Raw genomic sequence first — 13,391 nt, 5'->3', positions numbered from 1 at the left:
CGCAAGAACGTGCGGCCGCTCTTTGCGAATGATGGGCCGCCCCCCTTATGAAGCGGCTTCATCCTCCGGTTCGGTGTCGACGGCGGCGTGGTCGTGTAAGAAGCGCCATGGCCGGACCCGCCTGTCTCCGGCGGCCGCCAGGCGCCGAAGGACGATACGCGCCTTGGCCCGTCCGCGCCGGGTTTCCGGCCAGTCCGCGAATTCCGGCGTGTTTCCCGACGAAAGCGCGCTAAGCAACATGCGTTCGATCTCGGCATCTTCCGGGAGCCCGTAACATTCGAGCAGTGGCGCGAAGGCGCTGTCGATCACGGGATCGAAGGGCATGCGCTCGCCAAGGTTGGTGCGCCAGGGGGATGGCGGGTGCATCGTCAGGGCTGATTGCCACCCTTCCGGGATGGGCGTGGTGGACGAATGAGGACGATCTTTCCCGATCAGCGGTGCTAGGAGGTGCGTATGCGGTCCTTCGGGCGACTTGCCATCCGGCGGCGGCACCGGCTGGAATATCTCGATGCGTCCAGCCGGGGACAGAAGGATGCGATGCGGCTGCGCGCGCAGCACCTCCTGAAAAAGGCTGGCATTGCCGGCAAAGGGGTTTCCGACCGCATTGTCGAGGGTATCGGCCAGCACGGGATCGTCCGTCCGCAGGGCCATCCGGATCGCGCCGCATCCCACGCCCAGGTCGAAAATCCGATGGGAGCGCTCGTCCGTCCGGATTGCCTCGTCGTCATGCCCCATGGCGGCGATGACCCGATCGCCGCTTTCCGGCCGCCTGACGCAGAAAGCCAGAGCATGGCTCCAGCCTTCTCCATCGGACGAAAGGCTGTCCCAGGCGACAGGCTTCAGATCGGCGGTCGGCGCGATCCGGATTGCGCCGCGCGCCGTCGCGATTTCGATCCCGCCGGGGTGGCGCGCGATGCTCGCGGACTCGGTGGCATCGCGCATGAATTCTCCGACCGCGCCGAAACTCCCGATGCTCCACCCGTTGGCGGGATCGATGGCCAGGTCGCCCAGCATGTCGGTCAAGGGACGGTGCATCATGCTCTTATGCCGACGCGGTGATCGCGGAGCAGGGCATGGCGTCGGCCGTCTCCCGGGCGGCGGACCATCCCCCAACAGGGCGTATGACGCGCAGGCGCACTGCGGAAAATAATGCAACTGGTCAATATCCTACCCCTGATCCGGTCCATGCATTGCGAACCTTCCGATGCAACGCGCAGGGCGCTGACCAATGGGTCGATTGTGCGGATCGTCCAACCCAGGCCCTTTCGTCGGTTCGGCCTGGGCCTACTCGCAATTGGCGTATCGATTATTCGCCGATCGAAGCTTCGTCGTCTCGTTCTTTACGGTTGGTAACGGTAGTAGGGAGGTTAACCGGGTTCAGCACGGCGATATGCAGCGGTTACAGAGGTAACTGTCACGTCCTTCGCCAAAGGCCGCCTGATGGCGTCCGCACAATGCCAGCGGACCGAAGGAAACAGGCCTTTTCAGGGTTATGACAAGGGGCGCTGCAACGCGTTCCGGGCCGGTTTTGCGCCCTATTCCGCGATGATAGCCGCCGTTGCTTCCTCCCGGCCGCGCGGAACGGAAGCTTGCCGATCCGCCGACTGTTTCATAAAGTAAACCAACGGCAGGTCGCGAACCTTGCCAGCAATGCATGAGAAACCTTGTGTTACGCATGGAAAATGGGAGTGGCGCAGTTGGCAAGGGGGGAGGCTGATCGGGTGGAGAGGCGCCGGGGGCGTGACGTTTCATGGCCCCCATGGCAATCCGCAAGAGGAAGGCGATGTGTCTGGGCGCATCAAAGCCTTCAGTCGAACATGGAGGGGCGCATCGGCTATCGTCCCGGTCGTGGTTCCTGAGCATAAGCCGAGCGAGTGAAGCTTGTTGACAACGATACGCAAAACCAAAAAAGGTATATACATGGATGACAAGCTCGATATCGGCAATGCGATTGCGATGATGTCCTTTGCGGCGGTCGTGAGTTCAGGCAGCTTCTCTGCGGCGGCAAAGACACTGGGATATTCCAAGGCGGCGGTCAGCCGGCAGATTTCTCGCCTCGAAAGCACGATCGGGCTCAAGCTGCTGGACCGAACCACGCGGACCGTCACGCTGACGCCCGCGGGCCGGGAGATGTATGCGCGGTGCGCGCGTATCGTCGATGAGGTGAGCGAAGCCAATCAGGTCATCTCCGGCATGCTTTCCCGGCCTCGGGGAGACCTCAAGGTCAATGCGCCGGTCGTCGCGTCGCTCTTCAACGTGACTCAGATCGTTCCCCTCTTCCTGCGCAAATATCCCGATGTGCGCCTCATCATGAACCTGTCGGATACCAAGGCGGACCTGCTCAAGGGGAAGTTCGACATCGCCTTCTGGGTCGGCGATGCCTATGATTCCGATCTCGATGCGGTGAAATTGCGCGACTATGGAATGTGTCTGGTCGCATCGGCCCGTTATCTGGACAAGCATGGACGGCCTTCGAGCGCCGCCGATCTGAAGGAGCATCTGTGCATCCTGGAAACCCACCTGTCGCGGCTGGGAGAATGGCGCCTGTCGCCTGATGAGATCGTCTCCGTCAATCGTGGGGCATTGGCGTCGAACAGCGTGCGGATGACGAGGGAAGCGACGCTTGCGGGGATGGGGATCGCCTATCTTCCACGCTTCCTGATCGAAGATGACATCGTCACCGGCGAGTTGGAGGTGCTCCTGCCGGACATCGTATCGGAAAGGATGCCTCTCCACCTGATCTTTCCCAAGGGCAACTACCAGCTCGCGAAGGTGAGGGCGTTCGTCGATTTCTTCCTCGCCGAGATCGAGAATGGCCCGATTTCTCAAAGGAAGAGCGGCATTCCCCTCGCGAGCGCGGTCTGATCGGCAGGGGCGCCGAAGGGCTTCATCCTCGCGGGATCGTCACGACAAAGGCGAAGCGGTCCGGGCCGCGCCGATAGCGGACGTCGCCGCCATGGGCGCGAGCGATGCCACGCACGATGGCCAGCCCCAGGCCTGACCCTTCCGAGGATCTGGCGCCGACCCGTTCGCCGTGGACGAAGAGACGGAAAGCATCGTCTTCGAGCGCAGACGGCAGCCCCGGACCCGCGTCGGCGACGCTGAGGACGACCTCGCTGCCTGTCAGGTGGACAGCGATCACGAGTTCGCAAGGGTCGGCATGGCGGCTCGCATTGTCGACCAGCGCCAGCACGGCCTGCTTCACCCGTGCTGCATCCGCGCGGACGCGGCTGGGCCGCAGGTCCATCCGCAGAGTGAAGCCCGCCGGTTCCAGCATCGATCGAAGCATGGGCGCCATTTCCGCCAGTTCAGCCTCGAGATCGACGTCGGCCAATATCAGTTCCAGTCGGCCGCTGTCGGCCAGGCTGACGCTGCGCAGGTCTTCGACCAGCCGGGCAAGGCCATCGACCTGTCCCAGCAGGCCGTCGACCAGCGCGGCGTCGAGCGGGAACACGCCGTCCTTCGCGCCCTGCAATCGTCCTTTCAGGACGGTGAGCGGAGTGCGCAGTTCATGCGCGATCTGCGCGTTCCAGGTCGCCACCCCATCGGCCATGCGTTGCAGCCGGTCCGCCATCGCATTGAAATCGGAAACGAGCAGCGCGGTCTCTCCGTGCACTTCCTCGGTCGGCGCGACCCGCGCGGCCAGATCGCCGCGCGCGATCCGCCGCGCCGCCGCGCCGACCGCATCGAGCGGACGGACGATCCGCCGCGCCAGCCGGAGCGCGATCGCCAGCGCAAATGCCAGCACCATGACGCACACCGCCAGCACGATGCCGACATCCACGCCCGTCGTATCCGCCACGCCGGGAGGGAGCGGAGCGACGACATGCAACTGCTCCAATACGCCATAGACGATATTGAAGGCGGCCGTGCTGACGAGCACCGTCGAGACGGCCAGCGCGGCCATCGCGAGGGACAGTTGACGCGCGAGGCTGATCCGCCGGTTCACGGCCGAGACGCCAGCCGATAGCCGACGCCGCGTACGCCTTCCGGCATGCCGGGGACGCCCGCCTGTTCCAGCTTGCGGCGCAACTTGCTGATATGGCTGTCGACGGTGCGGTCGAGCGCATCCGAGCCCGGCAGGCAGGCGTCGACCAGTTCGCCGCGTGAAAAGACGCGGGTGGGATTGCGGGCCATATGCGCCAGCAGGCGGAATTCCGTGAGCGTCAGCGGCAGGTCTCCTGCTAAGGTGCGGACCATATGCGCCGCGGTGTCGATCTCGACCTGCCCGATCCTGAACAGGCCATCCCTCCCCATGCCGGTCGTGCGCCGCAGTACCGCCTTGATCCGCGCGACGACCTCGACGGGATTGAACGGCTTCACGACATAATCGTCCGCGCCGACGCGGAGCGCTTGCAACTTGTCGATATCCTGATCGAGCGCGGTGATGACCACCACCGGCGTGCCGCCGCGCCGCCGGATTTCCGCCAGTACGTCCCAGCCGTCAACCAGCGGCATCGATATGTCGAGCAGCAGGATGTCGGGCTTGAGCGCCAGATGCACGTCGAGCGCCGTGCGGCCGTCGCTGGCCTGAACGGTACGGAAACCCTCCCGCTCCAGATAGGCGCGGATGATGTCGGCGATGTCCTTGTCGTCCTCGGCGATCAGGGCAAGCGGGTTCATGGCCGGAAGACTAGCAGCGCGGCCGATGTGCCGCCAGAGCGCCTCCACACGATCTCCACACATTCTCGACCCAGCCGCAACCTGCCTGTGAAAAGACGGGTTCCATGATCCTGCGACCCCTATCGATGATGGCTGCCGCGCTGGCGCTGGCGGCTTGTTCCGGCTCCGCGCCTCCCGAAGCGCCCGCGGTCGTGGAGGTATTGACCATCCGGGTGGAGCCGACCGCCGTGACGGTGGCGGACGAACTACCCGGCCGCGTCGTCGCCTATCGGGACGCGGAAATCCGGCCGCAGGTCGGCGGCATCATCCAGCGCCGGCTGTTCGAGCAGGGCGAGTTCGTCCATGCCGGCCAGCCGCTGTTCCAGATCAGCCCCGCGCCTTTCCGCGCCGATACCGACACCGCCGCCGCCACGGTGGAGAAGGCTACTGCCGCTTACGGCCGCGCGCGGGTGCAGGCCGAACGGCTGAAGCCTCTGGTCGATGCGGACGCGATCAGCCGACAGTCGTTCGACGACGCCGTGGCCGCGCGCGACCAGGCGGCGGCCGAACTGGCCGAGGCGCGCGCCACGTTGCGGCGGCGGCTGGACCTCGGCTTCGCGCGCATCACCGCGCCCATCTCCGGCCGGATCGGGGCGGCCAATGTCACCGAGGGTGCGCTGGTTGCCGCTGGCGACGCCAACCCGCTCGCCACGGTGCAGCAGATCGACCGAGTCTATGTCGATGTACGACAGCCCGCCGAACGCTTCGCGGCGCTGCGCGAGGCTGCTGGCGGCGACAACGGCGCGGTGACGATCCTGACCGCGTCCGGCCGGGCTCATCCGGCCAGGGGGAAGATATTGTTTTCCGGCATCGCCGTCGACCCGGGGACCGGCGACGCGCTGGTGCGGGTAGCGGTCGACAATCCGGGTGAAGGACTCCTGCCGGGCATGTTCGTGCGCGCCAAGCTGCCGCGCGTCACCTTGCCCGCCGCTTTGACCGTGCCGCAACAGGCGGTGACGCGCGACGCCAATGGCGATCCGCAGGTCAGCGTTGTCGATGGGCAGGACCGTGTCCACCCGCGCCGCATCACGGTCGGCGACGTGGTCGATGGCCGCTATCTGGTCCTGGCCGGCCTGCGGACGGGTGAGCGGGTGATCGTGGTGGGGCAGGACCGCGTGCAACCGGGCGTCCCGGTGACGCAGCGCGCGTGGCGACCGGCGCAGGGGAACTGACCCATGCCGCAATTCTTCATCGACCGTCCGGTCTTCGCCTGGGTCATCGCCATAGCGATCACGCTGCTGGGCCTGATCGCCCTGCCACAGATGCCGGTCGCCCGCTTTCCCAGCGTCGCGCCGCCGACCGTCAGCATCTATGCGAGCTACCCCGGCGCGACGCCGCAGACCCTGAACGATAGCGTCGTCGGGCTCGTCGAGCGCGAACTGTCGAGCGTCAGGAACCTGATCTATTTCGAAAGCTCGGCCGACACCTCCGGATCGGCGACGATCACCGCGACCTTCCGCCCCGGCACCGACCCGGAAATGGCGCAGGTCGATGTGCAGAACCGGCTGAAGACGATCGAGCCGCGCCTGCCGCAAGTGGTCCGGCAAACCGGCGTGACGGTCGAATCCGCTGCATCCGGCTTCCTGATGATCGTCAGCCTGCTGTCTGACGACGGGCGCTATGACGAAGTGGCGCTGGCCGATTACATGACACGGAATGTGGTGGATGAACTGAAGCGCGTGCCCGGCGTCGGCCGCGTCCAGAATTTCTCCGCCGAACGTGCGATGCGGATCTGGATCGATCCGGCGAAGCTCTCGGGCTTCGGCCTGACCGCCAGCGACGTGACCGCCGCCATTGCCGAACAGAATGTCCAGATCGCGCCCGGCGCGCTGGGCGCCGAGCCGACCAGCGATGGTCAGCGCGTGCTGGTGCCGCTGACCGCCGACGGGCAATTGAATACGCCCGAGGATTTCGCCCAGATCATCCTGAAGGCCAGCACCGACGGATCGTCCGTCACGCTGGGCGAGGTTGCGCGGATCGAGTTGGGCCGGCAGAGCTTCGGCAATGCGACGCGCGAGAACGGCAAGGTCGCCGCCTCCGCCGCGATCCAGCTGTCGCCCGGCGCCAACGCGGTCGCCACGTCGGCGGCGGTGCGGGCGCGCATGGCCGATCTCGCCCGCGCGCTGCCGCAGGGTATAAGCTGGTCGGTGCCCTTCGACACCGCGCCTTTTGTCCGCGTGTCGATCGAAAAGGTGGTCTATACGCTTGTCGAGGCGATGATCCTCGTCTTCCTGGTGATGTACCTGTTCCTCCAGAAGGTCCGCTATACGCTCATTCCCGCGATCGTCGCGCCGATCGCACTGCTCGGCACCATCGCGGTGATGCTGGCGACGGGCTATTCGGTCAATGTGCTCACGATGTTCGGAATGGTGCTGGCGATCGGCATCATCGTCGACGATGCGATCGTCGTGGTCGAGAATGTCGAACGGCTGATGCATCAGGAAGGGCTGTCCCCGCGCGACGCTACGCGCCAGGCGATGCGGGAGATCACGCCCGCGATCATCGGCATCACGCTGGTGCTGTCGGCGGTGTTCATTCCGATGGCGCTCGCGTCGGGATCGGTGGGGACGATCTATCGCCAATTCACCATGTCGATGGCGGTGTCGATCCTGTTTTCGGCCTTTCTCGCGTTGTCGCTGACGCCCGCCTTGTGCGCGACGCTGCTGAAGCCGCTGGATGCAAGCCCGCGCAAGGGGCGCTTCTTCCGCTGGTTCGATGCGCGGTTTGAACGGATGACCATGGGCTATCAGGGCCTGGTGAAAAGGCTGCTGGGCTGTACCGGCCGCATGATGCTCGGCTTCGCGGCCATTGTCGCGGTGCTGGGCATCGCCTTCGTCAACCTCCCATCCTCCTTCCTGCCCGACGAGGATCAAGGTTTTTACATGACGAGCTTCCAGCTTCCCGCCGACGCCACCAGCGCACGTACGCTCGATGCGGTGAAGGCGCTGGAGCGGCACAATGCGGGCCGCCCCGGAATCCAGATGACCGCCGCGATTCTCGGATTCGGTTTTTCGGGGTCCGGACCGAACGCAGCGATGACTTTCACGATGCTCAAGGACTGGGGGCAGCGCGGCGGCACGGATGTGCGGCAGGAGATCGCCAGCGCCGACGCGGCCATGGCGCGCGCCGTCCATGAAGGCACGATCATGAGCCTGATGCCCCCCGCGATCGACGAACTGGGCACATCGTCCAATTTCACGCTGAGGCTGGAGGATCGTGCCGGCAAGGGACGCGAAGCGCTGTTCGCCGCCCGCGACATGCTGATCGGACAGGCGGCCCGGAGCAAAAGGCTGAGCGGCGTCTACCCGGACGGGCTTCCCGCGGGGGCGAGCGTCCGGCTCGACATGGACCGGGCCAAGGCACGCGCGTTGGGTGTGTCGTTCGCCGCGATCAGCGACATGATCGGCACGGCGCTGGGATCGAGCTATGTCAACGATTTCCCCAACAAGGGCCGGTTGCAGCAGGTGATCGTGCAGGCCGATGCGCCGCACCGGATGCAGGTGGCGGATCTGTTGCGTCTTCAGGTCCGCAACGCCGCTGGCGGCATGGTGCCCTTGTCCGAACTGGTGACGCCGGTGTGGAGCAGCAGCCCGCTGCAACTGAACAATTACAACGGCTATCCGTCCGTCAGTATCTCGGGCGCTGCGGCGCCGGGTGTGTCGAGCGGCACCGCGATGCAGGAAATGGAGCGGCTGGCCGCGCAGCTGCCGGCGGGCTTCGCCATCGAATGGACCGGCCAGTCGCTACAGGAACGGGAATCAGGCGCGCAGGCTCCGGTCCTTCTCCTTCTGTCGATGGTGGTCGTGTTCCTGGTGCTGGCGGCGCTCTACGAAAGCTGGTCGATCCCGCTGTCGGTGATGCTGGTGGTGCCGCTGGGCCTGATCGGCGCGGTCGCGGCGGTGGCCTTGCGGGGGCTGGGCAACGATGTGTTCTTCAAGGTCGGCCTCATCACCATCATCGGCCTGAGCGCGAAGAACGCGATCCTGATCGTCGAGTTCGCCAAGCAATATCGCGATGCCGGCATGGGGCTGGTGGAATCGGCGATCGCGGCCGCCCGCATCCGGCTGCGGCCGATCGTGATGACCAGCCTTGCCTTCACCCTGGGCGTGGTGCCGTTGATGCTGGCGCATGGCGCGAGCGCGGAAACGCAACATGCTATCGGCACCGGCGTGTTCGGCGGGATGATTACGGGCACTATATTGGCGCTGGTCTTCGTGCCGATCTTCTTCGTGGTGGTGGTGGGACTGGCCGAGCGGCTGCGGGGAAGGCGTGCATGAAAATCCGCCGATTGTCCCCCATGCTGCTGCTGGCGGCCAACGCCTGTACGATGACGCCGAAGCTTACGCTGCCGTCTCCGCCGGTCGCGTCCGCCTATCCGGTGGCCCCGGTGGGTTCGGAAGGCGTGCCGGAATGGCGCGAGATGTTCGGCGATCCCCGGCTGCAACGCCTGATCGCGCTGTCGCTGGCGGAAAATCGCGACCTGCGTATCGCGGCGCTCAATGCCGAGGCGGCCCGTGCGCAGATCCGCGTCCAGCGTGCCCAATCGCTGCCGAGCCTGGGCGTGGAAGGTGGCTATACCCGTCAGCGGCAGCCTGCCAGCGTCGTTGGCGCAGGCGTCGGGCTGACACCCGGGAGCAATGGCGCCAAGGGGTTCGAATTCGGCCAGTTCACGGCCCAGGCCGTGCTATCCTCCTTCGAGATCGACCTGTTCGGCCGGCTGCGCGCCCTGAACGACGCGGCGCTTCACCGCTATCTTGCGTCGATGGAAGGTCAGCGCGCCGTCCGGCTGACAGTGATCGGGGCGGTGGCCGACGCCTATCTGGCCGAGCGGCTCGCTGACGAGCAGGTGCGGTTGACCGAGGCGACGCTCGCCGATTGGCGCACCTCGCTCGATCTTACGCGCCGTCTGCACGCGGCGGGGCAGGCGAGCGGCGTCGCCCTCGCCCAGTCCGAAGGACTGGTGCGGCAGGCGCGGGCCGATCTGGCCCAGCGGCAGCGCGAGCATGCACAGGCGACCAACGCGCTGACGCTGGCGGTCGGCGCCCCGGCGCCCGCCGATCTGCCGGCGCCGGTGGGGCTGATGGAACAGCCGATCCCGATCGCGCTCGCCGCCGGGACTCCGTCCGACCTTCTGTTCCGCCGCCCGGACATCCTCCAGGCCGAGCAGGAATTGCGCGCCGCCAACGCCGATGTGGGCGCGGCGCGGGCGGCCTTCTTTCCGCGCATTTCGCTGACCGCGGCCTTCGGTTTCGCCAGTCGTGCGCTGGAAGGATTGTTCGAAGGCGCGAACCGAAGCTGGTCATTCGCGCCGTCGATCACCGCGCCGATCTTTCGCAGTGGCGAATTGCGCGGCAATCTGGAACTCGCCCGCGTGCGCGGTTCGATTGCGGTGGCGACCTATGAAAGGGCGATACAGACTGCGTTCCGCGAGGTCGCGGACGGCCTGGCGGCGAGCGCCACCTACGGGACGCAACTCGCCGAGCAGGAGGAAGCCGTGCGGCAGGCCGAGACCCGCGCACGGCTGGCGGGAATGCTGTTCCAGGCGGGGGCGGCGAGCCGTCTCGAATGGCTGGATGCCAACCGCACCACCTACGCGGCCCGCCAGGCGGCGTTGATCGTTCGGCGGGAGCAACTGGCGAGCGCCGTCAGCCTCTATCGGGCGCTGGGCGGAGACGTCGATACCCGCAGCGCCCGGTGAAGGGCATGCCGATAGCGCAGTCCGTCGCGCCATCTTTCAGGGTCGCGCTACCGCATGCACGGCATCCATCATCATCTCCAGCGCAATGCCCAGCGTTCCGATCCTGACCGGACCCCGACCGATATTGCCGAAATGCGCTTCGCGATGTTCCACGGCGCCGCCTTTGCTAGCGCAGGCAAAATGCACCAGACCCGCCTCCTGGCCGGGCGGCGCCGATCCTGCATAGCCCGTCACGGCAAGCGCGATGTCGGCGTGGGACTGGTTGATCGCGCCTGTCGCCATGGCGATGGCGACCTCGCGGCTCACCGCCCCGCAGGCGTCGATGCGGGCGCGGGCGACGCCCAGCAACTCGCATTTGGATTCCTTGCTGTAGACGACGAAACCACGCTCGAAAGCATGGCTTGCCCCTTCCACATCCGTCAGCAGCGAGGCCAGGAGTCCGCCGGTGCAGCTTTCGGCCGTGGCTATGCGCAATTCTTGCGCGCAGCAGGTGTGAAGTAATGTTTCCGCGGCCTTCTCGATCGCGGCAGGAAGAGCGGGGTAAAGTGTCTCGGCCCGATTGCCGTCAGACTGTGCGTTCATGCCCTTTGCGTTGAGCCCCTTCATGGTCGGAGCGTATGCTCGTATCCGGCTGTCCTTGCTCGTACGGGTGCGGGATCGCCGACGGCGTCTCTCTTCGACATATGCTGGCGGATCAACGTCGGGCTGCACGCCAATGTTCCTCGACGCCGGATCTACGGGCGGCAGAAGCATTCATGTGTGCTTGGAAGCGTTTTCCCATGGGGCGCTCCGGGAAGAGGGAACGACGATCCCATCCGTGCGGTAGGGTTGTCCAGAGAGGGCGCGCCACAAGTCAACGCTCTGAAATATTCCGTCAGCCTTTATCCGCGCTGAAGCTGAAGGGCCTTTGCCTGATAACGGACGGCAAGTTCGGCATGGATCGCCACGGCCATTTTATCGTTTCCTCTCGACCGTGCTTCCCGGGCTTTCCGAACTTCTTCTTGAGCGCGGGTGGTAAAGTATGAAACATCATCCGGTCTTTTCACGACGCTCTCCTATTGTTGCGGCAAGATTGATAGGGAGCCGTTTCCTTACCATCACTCATGTTAAACCATGATGTCATTCCCGCTTTTTGAGGCAGGACGCCCTGATCATGCAGCGGGCTGTCCGTCAGTGGCAATTCTCCAGGGGCGACGCGGACGGCGCGCGTGTTATCGGTAATGCAGACCGTTGCCGTCGGCTAGTGCAAGACATATGAAAAGTGCATTGACATGCACCTTATGGCAATAAAATATATACCGTAATGCATATTTAATCGATCTATCCGCAAGAGTCTGTCGAGCGATGGTGTCGCCGCTTTCCCTTCGCCAGATCGCAATGAAGAGGGGTCGGAGCGTGAGGACGATGCATTTTCTGCGTGGGATGGCCGGACTTTCGCTGATGAGCGCCAGCATGGTTGTCGCTTCTCCCGCTGCGGAAGGGCCGGTCGTGAAAACGGCATTTGGTCCGATTCGGGGCGTGGCAGAGGGGCAGGGCGGTATCTTCAAGGGTATCCCCTTCGCCCGGTCGACCGGGGGCGACCGCCGCTGGACGCCGCCTGTCCCGGTCACGCCGTGGACGCAGCCATTCGACGCCTCCCGCTTCGGCCCGATCTGCCCGCAGCCGGAAACGCCCGAAGGACGCGGCGTAGCCCAGAGCGAGGATTGCCTCTCCATCAACGTGGCGACGCCTGCGTTGAAGGGCGGGAAAAAGCCGGTGCTGGTGCTGATCCATGGCGGCGCGTTCTTCGTGGGATCGGGCGCGGAGAAGTTCGACGAAGCCGCGAGGGTCTATAATGCGCGCGGTATCTTGGTGGTGTCGATCAATTACCGGCTGGGACGGCTGGGCTTCTTCTCCCATCCCGGATTGCGCGAGGAACAGCCGGGCGTTGCGCCAGGCAATTACTGGCTGATGGACCAGGTCGCCGGATTGAACTGGGTGCGCGGGAACATCGCGCAATTCGGGGGCGATCCGGACAAGGTGACGATCATGGGCTGCTCGGCGGGCGGTTCCAGCATCAATGCGCTGATGGCCTCGCCCAGGGCACGCGGTCTCTTTGCGCGGGCGAGCGCGCATTCGGGCGGCGGCATCAACAACGCCACCCGGCCGCAGGCGCAGGCCGAACGGGAAGGGGTGGCCTTCGCTGCGCGTGCCGGTGTGACAGGCAAAGGGAAAGAGGCCATTGCAGCGCTGCGCAAGCTCGATCCCGCGGCGATCATGGCCGCTGATCCGGGTCCACCCAATTTCGGCGCGGTGGTCGATGGCGAAATGATCCCGGAGGAAACCGCCATTGCCTTCGCGAAAGGCGACATCGCCCGGGTGCCTTATATCGCCGGGTCGACCAGCAATGAAGCGAGCGTCTTTGGCCTGATGGGCTTTGACGAACGGGTTTTGGAGGATCGGTTCGGCATCGATTTCGCGACAGTGCGCAAGGTCTATGATCCGGAGGGCAAGCTGGGGCAGGCGGAATTGCTGCGGCAGGTGCAGACCGATTTCATCTTCACCTCGGCGGCGATGGCGACGGCGGCACTGGCTGGGCGCTGGCAGCCGTCCTGGTCCTATCATTTCGCCTATGTGCCGCCTGCGCAGCGCGGCAAGGTCGCGGGCGCGCCGCATTGCGCGGACATGGGGTATACACTGGGCGCGGCCAAGGCTTCGCAGGGCGAGGAAAATGCGCGCCTCGCCCGGATGATGCAGGATTATTGGACGAACTTCATCAGGAACGGCGATCCCAATGGCGCGGGTCTGCCGCGATGGACGGAATATAAGGGCGCGCATCGCGGGCCGTTGCTGATCGGCAGCAAGGCGGCCGTCGCGCCCGATTTCAGGGCGCCGCACCTGGCCTATTGGTGGAAATCATGGGCCGAGCGGACAAACCAGACGCCGCCCTGACGAGGCAGGTGGGCAGGATGGCTCGTCCGGCCTTCTTTCCTATGTGAAATCTCGTTTAATTTCCGCATCACCCTGTTTTTGCAGGGCATGATGCGGTATG

General features: G+C 65.3%; 9 protein-coding genes. 5 read left to right on the top strand and 4 right to left on the bottom strand.

What is annotated here, in order from left to right:
• Window positions 1-45: 45 nt before the first annotated feature.
• Entirely contained in the window at window positions 46-1,038 is a 993-nt protein-coding gene (locus SCLO_RS07780) for a DUF6925 family protein (protein WP_066516171.1), read from the bottom strand.
• Between the two features lie 882 nt (window positions 1,039-1,920).
• Between SCLO_RS07780 and SCLO_RS07775 the strand changes: the two genes are divergently transcribed.
• Window positions 1,921-2,865, top strand: coding sequence for a LysR family transcriptional regulator (locus SCLO_RS07775; RefSeq protein ID WP_066516169.1), 945 nt, complete (start codon window positions 1,921-1,923; stop codon window positions 2,863-2,865).
• A gap of 22 nt (window positions 2,866-2,887) precedes the next feature.
• Here the strand turns inward: SCLO_RS07775 and SCLO_RS07770 are convergent, their stop codons facing one another.
• Both SCLO_RS07770 and SCLO_RS07765 read right to left on the bottom strand, forming a co-directional pair.
• Entirely contained in the window at window positions 2,888-3,949 is a 1,062-nt protein-coding gene (locus SCLO_RS07770) for an ATP-binding protein (RefSeq protein WP_066516167.1), read from the bottom strand.
• On the bottom strand, window positions 3,946-4,623 hold the full coding sequence (locus SCLO_RS07765; RefSeq protein WP_066516164.1) for a response regulator: 678 nt from the start codon (window positions 4,621-4,623) through the stop codon (window positions 3,946-3,948). The genes SCLO_RS07770 and SCLO_RS07765 overlap by 4 nt, the downstream gene beginning before the upstream one ends.
• Before the next feature lie 104 nt (window positions 4,624-4,727).
• Between SCLO_RS07765 and SCLO_RS07760 the strand changes: the two genes are divergently transcribed.
• From SCLO_RS07760 to SCLO_RS07750, 3 genes are read left to right on the top strand one after another with little or no spacing between them, the layout of a single operon-like run.
• Window positions 4,728-5,834 (top strand): efflux RND transporter periplasmic adaptor subunit, encoded by a 1,107-nt coding sequence (locus SCLO_RS07760; RefSeq protein ID WP_066516163.1) that lies wholly within the window; start codon window positions 4,728-4,730, stop codon window positions 5,832-5,834.
• A gap of 3 nt (window positions 5,835-5,837) precedes the next feature.
• On the top strand, window positions 5,838-8,939 hold the full coding sequence (locus tag SCLO_RS07755) for a multidrug efflux RND transporter permease subunit (protein WP_066516161.1): 3,102 nt from the start codon (window positions 5,838-5,840) through the stop codon (window positions 8,937-8,939).
• Window positions 8,936-10,360, top strand: coding sequence for an efflux transporter outer membrane subunit (locus SCLO_RS07750; protein WP_083949036.1), 1,425 nt, complete (start codon window positions 8,936-8,938; stop codon window positions 10,358-10,360). Before SCLO_RS07755 ends, SCLO_RS07750 begins: the two co-directional genes overlap by 4 nt.
• Before the next feature lie 36 nt (window positions 10,361-10,396).
• Here the strand turns inward: SCLO_RS07750 and SCLO_RS07745 are convergent, their stop codons facing one another.
• Window positions 10,397-10,966, bottom strand: a complete 570-nt coding sequence (locus SCLO_RS07745) for a CinA family protein (protein WP_407695317.1) — start codon at window positions 10,964-10,966, stop codon at window positions 10,397-10,399.
• 816 nt (window positions 10,967-11,782) lie between these two features.
• On the opposite strand from SCLO_RS07745, the gene SCLO_RS07740 reads away from it, so the two are divergent.
• Window positions 11,783-13,291 carry a carboxylesterase/lipase family protein gene (locus tag SCLO_RS07740; RefSeq protein ID WP_231923378.1) on the top strand — a complete coding sequence of 503 codons (1,509 nt, stop codon included), beginning with the start codon at window positions 11,783-11,785 and terminating at the stop codon, window positions 13,289-13,291.
• Window positions 13,292-13,391 lie beyond the last annotated feature (100 nt).

It is taken from the genome of Sphingobium cloacae (genome assembly GCF_002355855.1).
Taxonomy (GTDB): domain Bacteria; phylum Pseudomonadota; class Alphaproteobacteria; order Sphingomonadales; family Sphingomonadaceae; genus Sphingobium; species Sphingobium cloacae.
This window is presented reverse-complemented; position numbering and strand designations above follow the sequence as displayed.

What these genes read in the sequence shown, in the direction of transcription:
- SCLO_RS07745 (WP_407695317.1), bottom strand. Translation starts at nt 10,966, where the DNA reads ATGAAGGGGCTCAACGCAAAGGGCATGAACGCACAGTCTGACGGCAAT.
- SCLO_RS07760 (WP_066516163.1), top strand. Translation starts at nt 4,728, where the DNA reads ATGATCCTGCGACCCCTATCGATGATGGCTGCCGCGCTGGCGCTGGCG.
- SCLO_RS07740 (WP_231923378.1), top strand. Translation starts at nt 11,783, where the DNA reads ATGGCCGGACTTTCGCTGATGAGCGCCAGCATGGTTGTCGCTTCTCCC.
- SCLO_RS07780 (WP_066516171.1), bottom strand. Translation starts at nt 1,038, where the DNA reads ATGATGCACCGTCCCTTGACCGACATGCTGGGCGACCTGGCCATCGAT.
- SCLO_RS07775 (WP_066516169.1), top strand. Translation starts at nt 1,921, where the DNA reads ATGGATGACAAGCTCGATATCGGCAATGCGATTGCGATGATGTCCTTT.
- SCLO_RS07755 (WP_066516161.1), top strand. Translation starts at nt 5,838, where the DNA reads ATGCCGCAATTCTTCATCGACCGTCCGGTCTTCGCCTGGGTCATCGCC.
- SCLO_RS07750 (WP_083949036.1), top strand. Translation starts at nt 8,936, where the DNA reads ATGAAAATCCGCCGATTGTCCCCCATGCTGCTGCTGGCGGCCAACGCC.
- SCLO_RS07765 (WP_066516164.1), bottom strand. Translation starts at nt 4,623, where the DNA reads ATGAACCCGCTTGCCCTGATCGCCGAGGACGACAAGGACATCGCCGAC.